15 protein-coding genes are annotated in these 16,680 nt (G+C 70.2%); 9 read left to right on the forward strand and 6 right to left on the reverse strand.

The window, feature by feature from the left end:
* Window positions 1-30: 30 nt before the first annotated feature.
* Entirely contained in the window at window positions 31-702 is a 672-nt protein-coding gene (locus tag GWK61_RS60775; RefSeq protein ID WP_228562437.1) for an FHA domain-containing protein, read from the forward strand.
* A 42-nt stretch (window positions 703-744) separates the two neighbouring features.
* On the opposite strand, the gene GWK61_RS16770 is transcribed toward GWK61_RS60775, so the two are convergent.
* Complete coding sequence (locus GWK61_RS16770; RefSeq protein ID WP_194909313.1) at window positions 745-2,475, reverse strand: FAD-dependent oxidoreductase; 1,731 nt, start codon at window positions 2,473-2,475, stop codon at window positions 745-747.
* Between the two features lie 158 nt (window positions 2,476-2,633).
* Here GWK61_RS16770 and GWK61_RS16775 point away from each other — a divergent pair, with 158 nt between their 5' ends.
* The 3 genes from GWK61_RS16775 (at window position 2,634) to GWK61_RS16785 (ending at window position 5,292) form a co-directional block, all read left to right on the forward strand.
* Window positions 2,634-3,539 carry an RNA polymerase sigma-70 factor gene (locus GWK61_RS16775; protein ID WP_194909314.1) on the forward strand — a complete coding sequence of 302 codons (906 nt, stop codon included), beginning with the start codon at window positions 2,634-2,636 and terminating at the stop codon, window positions 3,537-3,539.
* 69 nt (window positions 3,540-3,608) lie between these two features.
* Window positions 3,609-4,946, forward strand: coding sequence for an NAD(P)/FAD-dependent oxidoreductase (locus GWK61_RS16780; RefSeq protein ID WP_194909315.1), 1,338 nt, complete (start codon window positions 3,609-3,611; stop codon window positions 4,944-4,946).
* Complete coding sequence (locus GWK61_RS16785; protein ID WP_194909316.1) at window positions 4,930-5,292, forward strand: sigma-70 family RNA polymerase sigma factor family protein; 363 nt, start codon at window positions 4,930-4,932, stop codon at window positions 5,290-5,292. Before GWK61_RS16780 ends, GWK61_RS16785 begins: the two co-directional genes overlap by 17 nt.
* Before the next feature lie 83 nt (window positions 5,293-5,375).
* Here the strand turns inward: GWK61_RS16785 and GWK61_RS16790 are convergent, their stop codons facing one another.
* Genes GWK61_RS16790 through GWK61_RS16805 form a run of 4 tightly spaced genes read right to left on the reverse strand, consistent with a single transcriptional unit; the run spans window position 5,376 to window position 7,948 of the window.
* Window positions 5,376-6,116 carry an SDR family oxidoreductase gene (locus tag GWK61_RS16790; protein ID WP_194909317.1) on the reverse strand — a complete coding sequence of 247 codons (741 nt, stop codon included), beginning with the start codon at window positions 6,114-6,116 and terminating at the stop codon, window positions 5,376-5,378.
* A 44-nt stretch (window positions 6,117-6,160) separates the two neighbouring features.
* Window positions 6,161-6,919: an SDR family oxidoreductase gene (locus GWK61_RS16795; protein WP_194909318.1), complete on the reverse strand. Its 759-nt coding sequence runs from the start codon at window positions 6,917-6,919 to the stop codon at window positions 6,161-6,163.
* Between the two features lie 45 nt (window positions 6,920-6,964).
* Window positions 6,965-7,216: a hypothetical protein gene (locus GWK61_RS16800; RefSeq protein ID WP_194909319.1), complete on the reverse strand. Its 252-nt coding sequence runs from the start codon at window positions 7,214-7,216 to the stop codon at window positions 6,965-6,967.
* Window positions 7,217-7,246: 30 nt separating this feature from the next.
* Entirely contained in the window at window positions 7,247-7,948 is a 702-nt protein-coding gene (locus GWK61_RS16805; protein ID WP_194909320.1) for a sigma-70 family RNA polymerase sigma factor, read from the reverse strand.
* A 238-nt stretch (window positions 7,949-8,186) separates the two neighbouring features.
* Between GWK61_RS16805 and GWK61_RS16810 the strand changes: the two genes are divergently transcribed.
* Window positions 8,187-10,952 (forward strand): ATP-binding protein, encoded by a 2,766-nt coding sequence (locus GWK61_RS16810; protein WP_194909321.1) that lies wholly within the window; start codon window positions 8,187-8,189, stop codon window positions 10,950-10,952.
* Window positions 10,953-11,076: 124 nt separating this feature from the next.
* Here GWK61_RS16810 and GWK61_RS16815 read toward each other — a convergent pair whose 3' ends face one another.
* A complete protein-coding gene (locus GWK61_RS16815; RefSeq protein WP_194909322.1) occupies window positions 11,077-13,830 on the reverse strand; it encodes a helix-turn-helix transcriptional regulator in 2,754 nt (917 codons plus the stop codon).
* 102 nt (window positions 13,831-13,932) lie between these two features.
* On the opposite strand from GWK61_RS16815, the gene GWK61_RS16820 reads away from it, so the two are divergent.
* The 4 genes from GWK61_RS16820 to GWK61_RS16835 form a co-directional block, all read left to right on the forward strand.
* Entirely contained in the window at window positions 13,933-14,382 is a 450-nt protein-coding gene (locus GWK61_RS16820) for a cupin domain-containing protein (RefSeq protein ID WP_194909323.1), read from the forward strand.
* 39 nt (window positions 14,383-14,421) lie between these two features.
* On the forward strand, window positions 14,422-14,808 hold the full coding sequence (locus GWK61_RS16825) for a WhiB family transcriptional regulator (protein WP_194909324.1): 387 nt from the start codon (window positions 14,422-14,424) through the stop codon (window positions 14,806-14,808).
* A 224-nt stretch (window positions 14,809-15,032) separates the two neighbouring features.
* On the forward strand, window positions 15,033-16,076 hold the full coding sequence (locus tag GWK61_RS16830) for a ferritin-like domain-containing protein (RefSeq protein ID WP_194909325.1): 1,044 nt from the start codon (window positions 15,033-15,035) through the stop codon (window positions 16,074-16,076).
* A gap of 71 nt (window positions 16,077-16,147) precedes the next feature.
* Window positions 16,148-16,680 (forward strand): low temperature requirement protein A (locus tag GWK61_RS16835; protein WP_194909326.1); only part of this gene is annotated, 533 nt, incomplete at its 3' end.

Genomic DNA, 16,680 nt, shown 5'->3' on the forward strand with positions numbered 1-16,680 from the left:
TGTACGCAGGAGGACGGTGCCGGAATGGGAATGTTCGACCGCGTCGAACGGCGACTGGACAACTTGATCAGCGGGGGCTTCGCGCGTGCCTTCAAGGCCGAGCTGGTGCCCGCGGATATCGCCGCGGAGCTGCGGCGCGAGTGCGACGGCACGGTGGTGGTCCGAGGGCGGGGGCGCTCGGTGGCGGCCAACGACTACCTCGTGCAGGTCGCCCCTGCCGACTTCACCCGGCTCGCCCCGCAAGCGGCGGAGCTGGCGGCGCAGCTGAACGAAGCGGTCCGTGCGCACGTGCAGGAGCAGCGTTACGTCCTGGTCGGGCCGCTCGCGGTGCGGCTTGAGGCCGCCGAGGATCTTGCCGTCGGGGTATGCCGCGTCCGTAGTGTCGTCCTGCCGGCCAGCCAGCCCTCCGGTCCGAGTGCGCGGCGGGTGACGGCTCCTTGGCTTGAGATGAACGGCGCTCGGATCCCGTTGTCCACGAGCCAGACCACTCTCGGGCGCGGCCCGGAGGCAGACGTTCGGATGTATGACCCGGGGGTCTCATCGCGGCATGCCGTGATCCGTCTCGGCGACTCCGCGACCATCCAAGACCTCGGCTCCACGAATGGAACCTTTGTCGACGGCCGGCGTGTCGGCGTGGCCGATCTGCGGGACGGCGCCGTGATCGTGCTCGGAGGCGTCCGCGTGACGTTCCACAACGCCTGAGCGTCACTCCGACCAGCGGCGGAACCCGTGGCGCTTCAGCGTTCACTCGACGAGTTTCCCCTCGGTGGACACGTCGCGCATGAGCGTGGCGATCTCGTCGGGGATGGCGGCGATCGCCTCGTGCGTGATCTGTCCGGGGCCGGACCAGACGAGGTTCACGCGCAGCGCGGTGTCGGGGTTCGGGTAGTCGCTGCGGTTGTGGCAGCCGCGGGTTTCGCGGCGTTCGAGGGCTGATTCGAGGGTGGCGCGGGCGGCGAGGGTGGCGGCCTTGAGGTCGAAGGCGTGGGCGAGGTCCTGGTAGCCGGCGATGTCGGGGTGTATGCCGACGTCCTTGGTGCGGTGCTCCAGTTCGTCGAGTTCGAACAGGCCCTCGCGCAGGCCGTTCTCGTCGCGGACGACGCCGGCGTGGTCGGTCATGGTGTTGCGCAGGGTGCGTTGCAGTGTTCGGACGTTCTCCCGGCCGTCGGCCGCGAGCAGTTCGTCGATCTCGTGGCGTGCTTGCGCTGCCGCCTCCGAAGACCGCTGTTGCGCCGCCAGGCTCCGTGAGTAGCGTGCGGCTGCTTCGCCGACGATGCGGCCGTAGACCAGCAGCTCGATCAGGGAGTTGCCGCCCAGCCGGTTCGCGCCGTGCAGGCCGCTGGCGGCTTCGCCGAGGGCGTACAGGCCCTCGACGCCGGTGCCGTGGTCTTCCGGGCGGACCCAGACGCCGCCCATCGAGTAGTGCGCGGTGGGTGCGATCTCGATGGGTTCCCGGGTGATGTCGAGCATTTGGAGTTCGAGCAGCGTGTGATAGACGCGGGGCAGCCGCTGCATGATCGTCTCGCGGGGCAGGTGCGAGACATCGAGCCAGACGCCGCCGGCCGGGGTGCCGCGCCCCTGCTTGATCTCGGTGTAGGCGGCCAGGGCGACGCGGTCGCGGGTGGAAAGCTCCATGCGTTCGGGGTCGTACTTGGCCATGAACCGCTCGCCGAGCGAGTTGCGCAGCACACCGCCCTCCCCGCGCGCGGCTTCGGAGACGAGCGTGCCGGCTGCGTTCTCGGGAGCGATCAGGCCGGAGGGGTGAAACTGCACGAGCTCCGCGTCGCGGATCCGGCCGCCGGCTTCCAGGGCCAGCCGGAAGGAGTCCCCGGTGTTCTCATCCCGGCGTGAGGAGGTCCTGCGCCAGATGCGGGTGTGGCCGCCCGCGGCGAGGATGACGGCGTCGGCGTGGATCAGGTACCGGGTCCCGTCCTCCAGATCGAAGCCGTAGGCGCCGAACACGACGTTGTCCCGCACCAGGATCCGCGTGATGTACACCGTGTCCAGGATCGGGATGTCCAGCTGCGTGGCGCGGTTGATCAGCGTGCGCTGGATCTCCAGCCCGGTGTAGTCGCCGGCGAAGGCGGTGCGCCGGTAGGTGTGGGCGCCGAAGAACCGCTGAGAGATGCGGCCGTCGGCTTCGCGAGCGAAGGGCATGCCGTAGCGTTCGAGGTCTGAGATGCCGCGTGCGGCGTTCTCCGTGACGATCCGCACTGTCTCCGGATCCGCGAGCAGGTAGCTCTCCTTCAGGGTGTCCGCGGCGTGTTGCTGCCACGAGTCCTCCGGGTCCATCGTCGACAGGGCGGCGTTGATGCCGCCGGCGGCGAGGCTGGTGTGCGCGTCGGCTTTCGGCCGCTTGCCCACCGCCAGGACGTCGACGCCCCGTTCGGCCAGTTCGATCGCGGCGCGCAGACCGGCGCCGCCGGTGCCGATGACGAGGACGGACGTCGCGATCTGCTGCTCGTTGCTCTTCATGCCTACTCCTGCCGCTCCCGGCTGGTCGGGACTATCGATCACCAGCTGAGACCGGACAGCGTCCGGGTTTGTGACACCAAGCCCTGAAGTTGGTGCAGAGGGCGACCTTGGCTCAGGATGAAGGAAGTGCAGGCGACGACGCGATCAGACAGAGGCCGATGGTGACCGATTCCGAGGTGGACGCCGAGGCGGCCGCCACCGACCTTGAGCAGGCCGTTGCCGTGTTCGCGAGCGTGCGGCCGCGGCTGTTCGGGATCGCGTACCGCATGCTCGGCAGCGCCACCGACGCCGAGGACCTGGTCCAGGAGGTGTGGCTGCGCTGGCAGACCTACGACCGGAGCAAGGTGGCCAACCCCGCGGCGTTCCTGGCCACGGCGGCGACCCGGCTGGCCATCAACGAACTCCAGTCCGCACGGGTGCGGCGTGAGACGTACATCGGGCCGTGGTTGCCCGAGCCGGTGGATACCGGCGCCGATCCCTACCTCGGTGCCGAACGGGGCGAGGCGCTGGAGTTCGCGGCGCTTTTGCTGATGGAGAAGCTCACGCCGAACGAGCGCGCGGCGTACATCCTGCGGGAGGCCTTCGACTACTCGTACGCCCAGATCGCGGACATCGTGCAGTCGACCGAGCCCGCGGTGCGGCAGCTGGTCAGCCGGGCGCGCAAGCACATGACGCGCGAACGGCACACGCCGGTGAGCGCGGCCGCGCAGCGCGAGCTGCTGACGGCCTTCCTCGATGCCGCCCGTACGGGTGAGATGGCGGCGCTGGAGAAGCTCTTCGCGGCCGACGTCACCAGCCTGGCCGATGGCAACGGCCGGCACAAGGTCGCCCGCCGGGTGGTGGTCGGCGCGGCGTGGGTGGCGAAGTTCCTGGCCGCGATGTCCTGGTTCTGGGAGGGCGTCGAGACGCGGTTCACGACCATGAACGGGCAGCCCTGCGTCGTCCTCATGGTCGACGGGACGGTGTACGGCCTGCTCGCGATCGACGCCTCGGCCGACGGCATCGAGCAGGTGCTGTGGATGGTCAACCCGGAGAAGAACGCGCAGGTCGCCGTTCCGGTCTGACTCTCCGTCGTCACGAATCGGGCCGCTGCCCGGTCATAGCTGGCGACTACGAGAGAACGGCAGGACCGGGTGCGTACGATTCTGGTTGTCGGCGGCGGCTATGCGGGCTTCTACACGGCCTGGAAGCTGGAGAAGAAGCTTCGGCGGGACGAGGCGAGGATCATCGTGATCGATCCGCGTCCGTACATGACGTATCAGCCCTTCCTCCCCGAAGTACTGGCCGGATCGGTCGAGGCACGCCACGCCGCGGTGTCGCTGCGCCGGCATCTGCGCCGAAGCACCCTCATCTCCGGCTCGGTCGTCGCGATCGACCATGCCCGGCGCACCGTCACGGTCCGCCCCGCCGAGGGTCCGGAATTCGCGGTCGAATACGACATCGTCGCCGTGACCGCCGGTGCGGTGACCCGAAAGCTCGCCGTTCCCGGCGTGGCGGAGCAGGCGATCGGCCTGAAGCACGTCGAGGAGGCGGTCGCCATCCGGGACCGCCTGCTGACCGCCTTCGACCGGGCCTCGACGCTCCCCGCCGGGCCGCGGCGGCGCAAGCTGCTCACCGTCACCTTCGTCGGCGGCGGGTTCTCCGGCGTCGAAGGCTTCGGCGAGCTGCTGTCCCTGGCCGGCGCGCTGATCCGCGACTATCCGGAGCTCGATCCCGCCGAGCTGAGCTTCCACCTCATCGAAGCCGGACATCGGATCCTTCCCGAGGTCTCCGACCGGCCCGGGCAGTGGGTGGTGCGTTCATTGGAGAAGCGGGGAGCACACGTACATCTGGGCGCCACCATGACCTCTGCGCTCGATGGCCACGTGGTCCTTTCCACCGGCGAGGAGTTCGATTCCGAACTGATCGTGTGGACGGTCGGCAACGCCGCGAATCCCATGGTCCGCAGCCACACCGATCTGCCCATCGACGCGCGCGGGATGCTGATCGTGCGGTCCGACCTGCGGGTCGGCACCGAGAACGAGCCGGTCCCGGACGCCTGGGGCGCCGGCGACGACGCGGCCGTCCCGGACCTGGCCGCCGGCCGGCCGGGTGCGACGACGGTGCCCAACGCCCAGCACGCCGTGCGGCAGGGGAAACTGCTGGCGCGGAACATCGTGGCCAGTTTGCGGGGACGCGAGGCGAAGCCGTACGTGCACCACAGCCTCGGCGTGGTCGCCACACTCGGGCTGGGACGAGGGATCTTCCAGTACCGTGGCATCGTCATCAAGGGCCTCCCGGCGTGGCTGATGCACCGGGGGTACCACGTCCTGGCGGTACCGAGCTGGGAGCGGAAGGTGCGGGTGTTCGCGATCTGGCTCACCGCCGCGGTGTTCGGCCGCGACATCGTCTCGCTGGCCTCGGTGCAGGATCCGCGCCGGGCGTTCGTCGCCGGAGGCGAGCCGCCAGGTGATCATGTACGTTCCGCATGACGATCTCGTACGCGGCTTCGCAGAAGCCTGCCGGACGGGGGACACTGTCGCGCTCCGCGACACGCTGAGCGGTGATGCCAAAGCCGTGACCGACAGCGGGGGGCTGCTGCCCGCCACGCTGGGCGTGATCCACGGGGCCCGGGACGTCGCCCGGCTCGCAGCGGTACTGCTGTGCGGGTCGGGCGACACGGAGCTGAGCATAGAGGCCGTCAACGGCCGGGCCGGCCTGGCTTTGCGCCGGGGTGGCCGAGCCCTCGCAGTGGTCGGAATCGATGCTGCCGGTGCTGAGATCACCGCGCTGTGGATCGTGCTCAACCCGGACAAGCTCTGCGGATGGCATCACTGACGACCGGGCCCACGCGAGCTGCGATGCGTGGGTCCGGTCGGGGTTCGTCCACGGGCCGTCAACGAGCCGTCAACGGATGTCCGTCAGCTGGCGAGCCAGTCCTGATAGGCGGTTTTCGCGATGACCGCGTCGTCGCCGTCCTTGGCGATCAGGGCCTCGCCCGATGCGGCGGCGAACAGTCCGGCGGTTTCGTCGAGGACGACCGGACGCGGATCGTCGTGCGCGGCGAGCGTGATCCTGCCGAGTTCGGCGAACGTGAAGACGTCGGGGCCGGCGACGTTGCGCGTGCCCAGCAGCGGGGCGCCCATGCTGACCTCGGCCACCGCCTGCGCCACGTCGGCCGAGGCCATCGGCTGGATGAGCGTGGCGGGCAGGCGGACGGCGGTCTCGTCCGACGTCCAGGACATCGCCGGTTCCATGAACTCGAAGAACTGCGTGGCGCGGACGATCGAGTACGGCACCGGGCCCACCTTGAGCATGTCCTCCTGCAGGACCTTGGCACGGTAGTAGACCAGATCCGGCACAAGTTCGGCGCCCAGGATCGACAGGATGACCGCGTGCCCGACCCCGGCCTCCTCGGCGGCCGCGAGCAGGTTGTCCATCGACTCCTCGAAGAACGTGGGCGAGTCCTCGTCGAAGGTGGGCGAGTTCGTCAGGTTGACGACGACGTCGGCCCCGGCCAACGCCGCGGGCAGGCCCTGCCCGGTCACCAGGTCCACGCCGGAGGACTTCGAGTGCGGTACCGCCTCGTGTCCTTGGTCGTTCAGGATCTTGATGACCTGCGAGCCGATCAGTCCGGTGCCGCCGATGACAGCGATCTTCATTGCCTTGGTCTCCTTGTCTCAGTTCGTCTGCGGGGCCGGATCGGCTACTTCGCCGGGGGCGGGTTCAGCGGCAGCCACTCCTCGAGGCCGGTCGTGCCGAGTCGCGCGTCCGCGCCGGGCAGGAGCGTGTCCCTCTCCAGCAGGACGCCCCAGTAGCGGGCCTGCGGGTCGGTCACGACCGTGCGCGGGTCGCCGCGGAAGGCCAGGGCCTTGCGGACGAACTCGTCCACGCCGAACTGCTCGGGGCCGCCGATCTCGACGGTGCTGTTCACCGGCGTGCCGACCGCGACCCGGGCGACGCCGGCGGCCACGTCCCCGGACGCCATGGGCTGGATGAGGGCGTCCGACAGGCGCACGGTGTCGCCGTGGGTCGCCTCGTCGGCGATGCCGCCGACGAACTCGAAGAACTGCGTGGCGTGCACGATCGAGTAGGGCCGGCCCGAGTCCTTGATGAGCTGCTCCTGCACCTGCTTCGCGCGGAAGTACCCGCTGTCGGTGAGCCGGTCGGTGCCGACCACGGACAGCGCCACGTGGTGGCCCACGCCAGCCTCCTTCTCGGCGGCCAGGATGTTGGTGGTGGAGGTGCGGAAGAAGTCCATCACCGGGTCGTCCGCGAAGGAGGGGGAGTTGGAGACGTCCACGACCACGTCCGCGCCGGCCAGCACCTCGGCCAGGCCCTCGCCGGTGAGCGTGTCGACTCCGGTGTTCGGCGCCGCCGGAACCGCCTCGTGGCCGTGCTCCCGCAGCGTCGCCACGAGCTTCGACCCGATCAGGCCGGTGCCGCCGATGACCACGATCTTCATGATGTGCCCTTCCGTCGGTGCCCCGGTCGGTCCGGGGCGTCGTCATCAGCTGAGACCGGACAGCCCCTCGGTTTGTGACGCGGGGTTGTGGGATGTGGCGTCCTCCATCGCCTTGACCGCGTCGAGAAGCCCATGGAGGCCGACCTCGTAGCGCTCGTCGTCCGCAGGATCGGAGAGCCATTCGGTGACCGGCGCATCCGTGACGTCCGGCGGGTAGGTCGACTCGGCGACGGTCAATTCGGCCTCGATCTCGATCTCCAGCCCGTGCAGGGAGTCGTACTCGTTCGGGGTGCTCATTGCTCCTCCATCACATGGTGTTCAGCGCGCTCAAGCAGCGCGAGCCCGGTCGAGGCATCCGGCTGCCACCGGTGCTGGACTTACTTTTCGTTTGTAGTGAGCGATGACGTCGTCGATCAGGACCTGCTCGAGGTCGGCCACGGCACCGTCCTGTGCGGCGGCGAGGAAGGCTTTGAGCAGGCGATCGCACGTCACCGCCGGTGCCGGTTCGCGCCGTCGTTCGGCGAGTCGCGCCCGGGCTCGGTGCGCCAGTTGCCGCACGTTGCTGTTGTTGAGCACGAGAATTTCTGCGATCTCCGCGAAGCGGTAGCCGAACGCCTCCCGGAGCACGAAGACCGCGCGTTCGGCCGGCGACAGACGCTGGACCAGGAGCCGGACGGCGTTCTCGACTTCTTCCCAGCGTTCGGCCCGCAGTGTCGGGTCTTCGTCGGCGGGAGTCCGTTCCGCCACGTGGCGCCCGACGGGGATCTCCCGGCGGAACCGGGCCGAGACGGCGACGTTGAGAGCCGCGTTCGTCGTGATCGTCACGAGGAACGCGACGCGGTCGTTCACCCCCGCCCGGTTGGTTCCCTGCCAGCGCACCCAGACGTCCTGGACGACGTCCTCGGCGTCGGCCACCCGGCCCAGCATGCGATACGCGATCCGGAAGAGGCGTGGCCGGACGCTCTGGAAAACCTCTATGCCCTCGGCCGCCGCTTGCCGCGGATCGACCCTGACGTCGGACGTGTACATGCGATCTTCCTGTTCTCACGGGAGGGATTACGCCAACGGTCGCGCCGCCCGGGTGGCGTTCGCGCCAGTCGAAACCCCCGGGGGAGTCCCCGACCGGGGGATACGTCGGAATGGTCGACCTGGGTGACCTGTATCGGGTGAGCTTCGCTGCCTCCGCCGACAGCCTCACACCGTGAGATCATGAGCAGAGCCCACCGCGGTCGGCGTCGGGCTCGCCGAGCCAGCCCGGTGGTGAACGATGTCCGACAGCGATCCTGGGCGCAGGCTGCGTGGCAGGCGTGACGAATGCGCCGTGCTGGATCGGTTGCTGGCGGACGCGAGGTCAGGCCGCAGTCAGGTGCTCGTCCTGCGCGGCGAGGCGGGAATCGGCAAGTCCGCGCTGGTGGAACACCTGGTGGGTGGCGCCGCGGGATGCCGGATCGCGCGGGCGGCCGGCGTCGAATCCCAGATGGAACTGGCGTTCGCCGGGCTGCACCAACTGTGCGCACCGATGATGGAGCATGCCGATCGTCTTCCCGGCGCACAGCGTGATGCGCTGGCGGTCGCGTTCGGGGTGAGCGCGGGGAGCACGCCGGACCGGTTCATGGTCGGCTTGGCGGTGCTCAGCCTGCTTTCCGAGGTGGCGGAGCATGAACCGCTCCTGTGTGTGGTGGACGACGCCCAGTGGCTCGACCGCGTGTCCGCGCAGGCGCTGGCCTTCGTCGCCCGCCGGCTGTTGGCCGAGCGGGTGACCTTGGTCTTCGCGGTGCGTGCGCAGGCGCTCGGTCCGGGCGAGGACCCGCTGGTCGGGTTGCGGGAGCTGGTGATCGGAGGTCTGCGCGACGACGACGCGCGTGCTCTTCTGGACTCGGTGGTCCCCGGACGCGTCGACGAGCGCGTCAGGGAGCGGATCGTCGCCGAGGCGCGCGGCAATCCGCTGGCTCTGCTGGAGTTGCCGCGGGGGCTGACCGCGGTGGAGCTGGCAGGCGGCTTCGGGCGTCCGGACGCCCGGCCGCTGGCGAGCCGGATCGAGCAGAGCTTCCAGCGACGCGTCGCATCGCTTCCGGACGCGACACGACGGCTGCTGCTGGTGGCCGCCGCCGAGCCGGTGGGGGACGTGTCGTTGTTGAGGAGAGCGGCCCGGCAACTCGCCGACGGAGCGGACGTCGCGAAGGCGGAAGCGGAAGCAGAAGCGGCAGGGCTGATCGAGTTCGGTACGCGGGTACGGTTCCGTCATCCGCTGGTGCGCTCAGCGGTTTATCGCGCGGCGGACCCCTTCGAGCGCCGGGAGGTGCATCGTGCACTCGCCGAGGCGACCGATCCCGAATCCGACGCGGAACGCAGAGCTTGGCACCGCGCCCACGCGGCAGCCGAACCTGACGAGGGCGTGGCCGGGGAGCTGGCGCGCTGCGCTGATCAAGCCCAGGCCCGCGGGGGTGTCGCGGCGGCGGCCGCGTTCCTGAGGCGCGCGACGGAACTGACGCCTGACCCCGCCCGACGCGCCGCGAGAGCGGTGGCCGCGGCCCGGGCCGCCTTCGAAGCCGGAGACCCCGATGCGGCGATGGAGCTCATCGCCGCCGCGAAGATGGGGCCTCTGGACGAGCTTCAGCACGGTTTGCTGGCCCGGCTCCGCGGCCGGATCGCGTTCGCGCGCAGACGCGGCGGCGAAGCCATGCCGTTGCTGTTCGACGCGGCCGACCGGCTGGCAGGGGTCGACGACGGACAGGCGCGTGAGGCGTACCTCGAAGCGATCGGATCGGCGGTTGCCGCCGGTCGGCTGGGCGAACGCGGCGCACTCCGAAAGGTGGCCGTGGCGGCGCGCGCCGTTCCGCCGGGACCACAGCCGCCCCGCTTGGTGGACACTCTTCTCGACGGCCTGGCGACGTCGTTCGCCGAGGGCTACGTCCAAGGTGCGCCGCTGTTGAAGCACGCTTTGCTGGCGATCCGGCAGCAGGCCGGAGCCAACGAGGACATCATGCGCTGGTTCTGGCCGGCGTGGCTGGCGGCGGCGGATATGTGGGACGACGAGACGTGGCTTGAACTGACCACCCACGCCGTCCGCGGGGCACGCGAGGCCGGCGCGCTCAACTTCCTTCCCCTGGCCCTCACCTGCCGTGCTGTCGTGCACGTCTATTGCGGCGAGTTCGAGGAGGCTGCGGCTCTGGTTGAGGAGTCCAATGCGATTTTGAAGGTCACCGGCAACTCGCATCTCGGCTATGCCAGAGTGCTGCTCCAGGCCTGGCGTGGCGACGCCGCGACACCGGCGGCGGTCGCGGCCGGCGCCGAGTGGGCGAGCAGCTGGAACGAGGGGCGCGCGATCGGCGGGCGCCACTACTTGAACGCGGTGCTGTACAACGGCACCGGCCAGTACCAGGCCGCGCTGTCCAGCGCGCAGCAGGCGTGCGAGTACGACGATCCGGGGCTCTTCGGATTCGCTCTCGGCGAGCTTGTGGAGGCCGGTACCCGCGCCGCCGCCGCCAATGCGGCCGCGGCGGCACTTCGCCAACTGGAGGAACGAGCCAACGCCAGCGGCACGGACTGGGCACTCGGCGTGCTGGCCCGATCAAGAGCGCTACTCGGCGACGGCCCGGCCACGGAACGGCTGTACCGCGAGTCCATCGAGCACCTCGCACGCAGCCGCGTCGCCGTCCATCTCGCCCGCACCCACCTGGTCTACGGCGAATGGCTGCGCCGCGAGAACCGGCGCCGCGACGCGCGCGAGCAACTGCGCACCGCCTACGAGATGCTGAACCGCTTCGGCGCCGACGCATTCGCCGATCGTGCCCGCCGCGAGCTGCTGGCCACCGGCGAGACGGTACGGCGGCGTACGGTCGAGGCGCGTGACGCCCTCACCGCGCAGGAGGCACAGATCGCCCGCCTCGCCGGGGAGGGGAGGACGAACCCCGAGATCGGCGCCGAGTTGTTCATCAGCCCGCGCACCGTCGAATGGCATCTGCGCAAGGTCTACACCAAGCTCGGCATCGACTCGCGCAGGAAACTCCGTGCTGCGCTGGTCGACCACTGACGCGCACTGGTCGATCACTGACGGGCGCCGACGTCACGGGCGCCGACGTCACGGGCGCCGACGTCAGGAGCGCCGACGTCGCGGGCACCACTGAGAGCGGGGCACGACCGCGACCGGACCGACCTCAGTCGGTCAGCGTGGTGCGTATCTGTCTGCGCGAGGTGATGCCCAGCTTGGCGAAGATGGTGGTCAGATGCCATTCGACGGTTCGTGGGCTGAGGAACAACCGCGCACCGATCTCCGGGTTGGTCAGCCCGTCACGGACGAGCCGTGCGATCTGTGCCTCCTGAGGGGTGAGTGACGCGGGCGTCTCGACGTTCCGCCTGCGAACCGTCGCCCCGGTCGCCTCGTACCCACGCCGCGCACGCTCGGCGAGCGCCGCAGCGCCGATCTCGGCCAGCAGTTCGTAGGCGAGGCCGAGCTGTTCGCGTGCGTCGTCGCGGCGATCTGTGCGACGCAGCCACTCGCCGTGGAGCAGCCGGAACCGGGCAGCCTCCATCCGCACACCGGCACGGTCGAGCCGCTCGACGGCCTCCCGGTACAACTCGTCCGCCTCGTGCCCTTCGCTCGCCTCGGCGGCCACTCCCGCTGCGGTGCCCAGGGCCCAGTCGGTACCGCTCGTCCGCGCCATCGCGCTGATCCTGTCTGCTGCCGCGGCCGCTTCCGCTGGTCTGCCGGTTCGTATCGCGGCCTCGACCAGCTCGACTGTCGACCCTATCGACAGCCCCAGTTCCTGCGGGTATTGCGAACCGCGCAGGGCGGCGGCGTACGCCTCCTCGTAGCGGCCCAGGCTGTTGTAGAGCACTGCCGCCGCCCACCCGGTCGCGGTGAGTACCTTTCCCTCTCCGCGCAAGAGCATGTCGTGGGTGATGACGTCGATCACCCGGCGCGTCTCGGCCTCCGCGCCGCGCCACGGTTCGAGGACCATCGCGCCGTAGTGGGCGAAGAAGCCGCTGCCGGTGGCCTCACCGATCGTCGTGGCCTCAGCAACGAGCGCGGCCGCCTCAGCGAGATCGCCGGCGTAGACCCGGTTGGACAGTCGCAACAGCAGCGCCGAGGGCAGAACGGAAAGGGCACCGGTATCGCGTGCCAGCTCGACCAGCCTGGCCGAGAGGACGGACCAGATGTCGAACTCCCACACGTCGTGCGCCATGCGGCAGGCGAGAGGGAGCCAGCCGAGCCCTTCGTCCTTGGTGAGCTCCGCGTTCCGCAAAGCGGTCAGTGCCTCGCGCAGCAGCGGAACGCCTGTCTCGTACCCCTCGGTCGTCACCCGCGCCAGGCCTTCGAGCAGCAGACCCGTTCGTTTCGGGTCCGGGCTGGGCGCCATGGTGAGGGTGGCCCTGGCGACCTTCTCGATGGCTTCGTCGCCTGGCATCCGGCCTGCGGTGAGCGCCGCGTAGATCGCGTCGCGGTAGGTCGCGCGGGCCAGGTCGGCGTCGAGCGGTTCGAGGAGTTTCGCGGCGTCGAGCAGGGCCGGCAGGCCGGCGCTGGCGCTGCGGGAGGCGAACATGACCCGGCCGCGCAGCAGGATCGACTGGGCGCGGGCGAGCTCGTCGAGCGGGTTGAGGTCGGCCGCGTCCAGCAACGCGAGCGCCTCGCTGAACGCGCCGGCCTGATGCTTGGCCTGCGCCGCCGCCAGGGAGCGGGCGCCGCGGCGGGCCGGGTCGGGGGTGAGCTGTGCGGCGCGCTCCAGGAATGCCGCGGCGGCCGCGGCACCGCCGCGCGCCCGCGCTCGGTCTGCGGAGCGCTCCAGCGCGGAGGCGACGGACTCGTCGAGTCCGACCGTCGCGCAGGCCAGGTGCCAGGCTCGACGGTCCGGGTCGGACGCGGCGTCGGTCGCCTCCGAAAGGGCCTGGTGCACGATCTGCCGGTCGCGTGGGGGCGCCGCGCGGTAGGCCGCCGAACGGACCAGCGGGTGCCGGAATCGCACCCAGGTGTCCAAGGCGAGCAGCCCAGCGGCTTCGGCCGGGGCCACCGCGTCGTCCGCCGCGATTCCCAGGCGTCGCGCGGCCTGCCGCACCACCGTCACGTCGCCCACCGGCTCGGCGGCGGCGATGAGCAACAGGCGTTGGGTCGCCGGTGGCAACGACTGGATCCGGCGGAGGAACCCCTCCTCCATTTGGCTGGCGAGCGGGCGGGCGTCGGGCCTGCCGAACCCGCCGGCCAGCTCCGCCGCTGTCAGCGTCCGCGGCAGTTCCAACAGGGCGAGGGGGTTGCCATGGGCCTCGGCGAGGATCCGGCCCCGGATCCGTTCGTCGAGCGGTCCTTGCGCCGCCGAGTCCAGGAGCTCGCCGGAGTCATGGCCGTTCAGGCCTGCCACTTCGAGCCGCGGCAGTGACATCAACCCGTGGTCGGTGCTCGTATCGCGCATCGCGAACACCAGTGCCATCCGTTCGGCGAGGAGGCGTCGTGCGACGAAGACCAGGATCTGTGCCGTGACCTCGTCCAGCCACTGGGCGTCGTCGACGAGGCAGATGAGCGGCCGTTCCGCGGACGCCTCGGCGAGCAGGCTCAGCGTCGCCAGCCCGACCAGGAACCGGTCCGGCGGCGGCGCCGCGTTCATGCCGAACACCGTCCCGAGGGCGTCGCGCTGGGGGACAGGCAGCCGGTCAACACGATCGAGGAACGGCGCGCACAGCTGGTGCAGTCCGCCAAAGGCGATCTCCATCTCGGACTCGACGCCGGTGACCCGCCTGACCTGGCAGTCGTCCGCGTTGCGCAGCACGTACTCCAGCAGCGCCGTCTTGCCGATGCCGGCCTCGCCGTGCACCAGGAGCGCCGCGCTTCGACCGCCCCGGACCCCGGCCAGGAGGTCGTTCAGGGCTTCGCACTCGGTTCGCCGTCCGATGAGGAGTTCCGGCGCTCGGCTGCTTGTCATCGTGTCTCCATTTCGAGACTACGCGAGGCCCGAGACTGTCACAGAACCGCGGGGCTTCCGGTCAACAGTGTCGGACAGTTGACACACGGAAGGCGGATCACCATGACACACCACAACTCGGCGCACGCGCACGGGGCCGGTCCGGACGACGGTTCCCCGAGCTGGACGAAGGCGGCGAAGCTGCTGCAGGACGCCTCGCCGATCGTCGTTCCGCCAGGGGCCTCGGCCATGACCATTCTCGTGGAGTGGGAGCCCGGGGACCCCGGTTCGCCGCCGCACCGGCACTCGGGTCCGGCGTTCGGCTACGTCATCGAGGGAGCTGTCCGCTTCGAGCTGGAGGGGGAGCCGGAGCGGGTGGTCGAGGCCGGCGGGACGTTCTGGGAGCCGGGCGGCGATGTCATCCACTACCAGGACGGCAACGCGCTGACGGATGCCCGGACGCGGTTCACGGTCACCATGCTGTGCGCGCCCGGGAAACCCATGCTCGAGCTGGTCGACGAGGACGAGCTGGAGAAGCGGTCCCACCTGCGGGCTCCCCGGCCGGTCGGCTGAGGGGATTCCCGATCGACGGTAGCTGAGGAGCTGACGACTGTGAACGGATCAGAACCACGGCCCATCGCCGCCTTGTGGGTATGGCAGGAGTCTGCGGCATGCCGCCACGCGAACCCCTCAGTGTTCTACTCGCCGCCGGGCGAGCGCGGCGAAGCGCGCAGAAGGCGAGAGAACCGCGCTCGCGAGATCTGCGACGGCTGCCCCGTGCGCGTCGAATGTGCCCGGTTCGCACTGTCGATCGGTGAGGAACACGGGTTCTGGGGCGGCATGACCGACCGGGAGCGCATCAAGGTGCTTCGTCGCCCTCGCGTCGCCGCGCGCGGTTCCTCAGGGAAGCGGATCGCAGAGGCGACCCGAGATGCTGTCCTTGACGTAGGTCCGGCGGCGGGTGGGACCAGCCACGCTCTGCTTGACGCATACCGCTAACGGCCGTCTGAAACCCGGTGCTCCCGCTCTTATCTCGCGACTCGGCCGGACCTGGCGGCCAGACGGGCCGCCACGATCAAGGACCGGATGACACCGGGGTCTGTGACACCACTCCCGCGCTCGCTCGGCCTCTGGTCTCCGGTCAGGTGGCCGGGCGTGTCACAAAACGCGGCGGGTCCCGGTCTCAGCTGATGTAAACCGCCCCGCCGAACCGAGGTATCACCATGGAGAACAGGGACGCCCACGTCATCGACACGTTGGACGATCTGCGACGCCACCTGCAGTGGGCGATCGAGCTGGAGCACTCGACCATCCCGCCCTACATGTGCGCGCTGTATTCGCTGGACCCCGGGCAGAATGCCGAGGCCGCGCAGGTGATCAGCACCGTGCTCACCGAGGAGATGCTGCATCTGGCGCTGGCCGCGAACCTGCTCAACGCGGTCGGCGGCACGCCGAAGCTGGACACCCCCGAGCTGTTGCCGCCTTACCCGCATCCGCTGCCGTACAGCGACGGATCGGTGGAGATCCACCTGGTCCCCTTCGGACCCGAAGCCCTCGACCTGTTCCTGCGGATCGAGCAGCCCGCCTCAGCGGACGCCCCACCCCAGGCCGACCGGTACGGGACGATCGGGCAGTTCTACGCCGCCATCGACGCCGGCCTCCGTACCCTGTGCGACCAGCTGGGGGAGGAGGCCGTCTTCTGCGGCGATCCCCGGCGGCAGATCGGCCAGATGCATCTGTCTGGCGGAGGCGGGGAGGTCATCCCGGTCCACGATCTGAAGTCCGCCCAGGTCGCGCTCGCTGAGATCATCGAGCAGGGCGAGGGCGCGGCGCGCACCGACGTGTGGGACGGCGACGTCGACGTCTTCCATCCCGAGCGTGACGAGGTCGCGCACTTCTACCGCTTCCAGGAGCTCCGCTTCGGCCACCGCTTCCAGGCCGGGGACACGCCGCAGTCCGGTCCCACCGGCGAGGCGATCGTGGTGGACTTCGACGCGGTGCAGCCGATGCGGCGCGATCCCCGGTCCGCCGACCACCCGGAGGGCAGCCCGATCCGGGTGGCCCAGCAGGAGTTCGACCAGACCTACTGTCTGCTCCTTTACCTGCTGGAGCAGGCCTTCAACGGCGACCCGAGCCAGCTCAAGGACTCCGTCGGCGTGATGTACCAGCTTCGGGCCCAGGCGCAGAAGCTCGTGAAGATGCCCGACGGCGACGGCATGACCGCCGGTCTGACGTTCGAGTACGTGCCGCCGGAACGTCGCACCTGAGGCAGCGGCAGGCGCGGGCGCGGGCTGGTGCCGGAAACCCATCGGCCCGCCGCAGGAAAGGAGCAGGGACCATGACCGAACGCGATGGCGGTCCCACGGACCGCGGGCTGCCGGGACCGTTGTCGCAGGTCATGGCCAGACGCGATCCCGGGGAGGCGCACCGCGCGTCCACACCGCTGGAGCTCCTGTTCGATCTGTGCTTCGTGGTCGCCGTCGCGCAGGTCGGCGGCAGGCTGGTGCACGCGGTGGCGCAGGGGGATGCCGGGCACGGGATCCTCGGCTACGCCATGATCTTCTTCGCCATCTGGTGGGCCTGGATGAACTTCACCTGGTTCGCCACGGCCTACGACACCGACGACGTGCCCTACCGGCTCGTCACGCTGGTCCAGATCGTCGGCGCGCTCATCCTGGCGGCCGGCGTGCCACGGGCCTTCGACCGCGCGGACTACTCCATCGTCTTGGTCGGCTACGTGGTCATGCGGCTGGCGCTGACCACCCAGTGGCTCCGAGCGGCGCGCGGCGAGCGCGGCGGCTCCCGCACCACCGCGCTGCGCTACGCCGGCGGCGTCGCGCTCCTGCAGGTCGGGTGGGTGGGCTTCGGGCT

The sequence above is a fragment of the Catenulispora rubra genome, assembly GCF_015356825.1.
GTDB classification, from domain to species: Bacteria; Actinomycetota; Actinomycetes; order Streptomycetales; family Catenulisporaceae; genus Catenulispora; species Catenulispora rubra.

What these genes read in the sequence shown, in the direction of transcription:
- GWK61_RS16775 (WP_194909314.1), top strand. Translation starts at nt 2,634, where the DNA reads ATGGTGACCGATTCCGAGGTGGACGCCGAGGCGGCCGCCACCGACCTT.
- GWK61_RS16830 (WP_194909325.1), top strand. Translation starts at nt 15,033, where the DNA reads ATGGAGAACAGGGACGCCCACGTCATCGACACGTTGGACGATCTGCGA.
- GWK61_RS16800 (WP_194909319.1), bottom strand. Translation starts at nt 7,216, where the DNA reads ATGAGCACCCCGAACGAGTACGACTCCCTGCACGGGCTGGAGATCGAG.
- GWK61_RS16785 (WP_194909316.1), top strand. Translation starts at nt 4,930, where the DNA reads ATGTACGTTCCGCATGACGATCTCGTACGCGGCTTCGCAGAAGCCTGC.
- GWK61_RS16790 (WP_194909317.1), bottom strand. Translation starts at nt 6,116, where the DNA reads ATGAAGATCGCTGTCATCGGCGGCACCGGACTGATCGGCTCGCAGGTC.
- GWK61_RS16795 (WP_194909318.1), bottom strand. Translation starts at nt 6,919, where the DNA reads ATGAAGATCGTGGTCATCGGCGGCACCGGCCTGATCGGGTCGAAGCTC.
- GWK61_RS16815 (WP_194909322.1), bottom strand. Translation starts at nt 13,830, where the DNA reads ATGACAAGCAGCCGAGCGCCGGAACTCCTCATCGGACGGCGAACCGAG.
- GWK61_RS16810 (WP_194909321.1), top strand. Translation starts at nt 8,187, where the DNA reads ATGTCCGACAGCGATCCTGGGCGCAGGCTGCGTGGCAGGCGTGACGAA.
- GWK61_RS60775 (WP_228562437.1), top strand. Translation starts at nt 31, where the DNA reads ATGTTCGACCGCGTCGAACGGCGACTGGACAACTTGATCAGCGGGGGC.
- GWK61_RS16805 (WP_194909320.1), bottom strand. Translation starts at nt 7,948, where the DNA reads ATGTACACGTCCGACGTCAGGGTCGATCCGCGGCAAGCGGCGGCCGAG.
- GWK61_RS16770 (WP_194909313.1), bottom strand. Translation starts at nt 2,475, where the DNA reads ATGAAGAGCAACGAGCAGCAGATCGCGACGTCCGTCCTCGTCATCGGC.
- GWK61_RS16820 (WP_194909323.1), top strand. Translation starts at nt 13,933, where the DNA reads ATGACACACCACAACTCGGCGCACGCGCACGGGGCCGGTCCGGACGAC.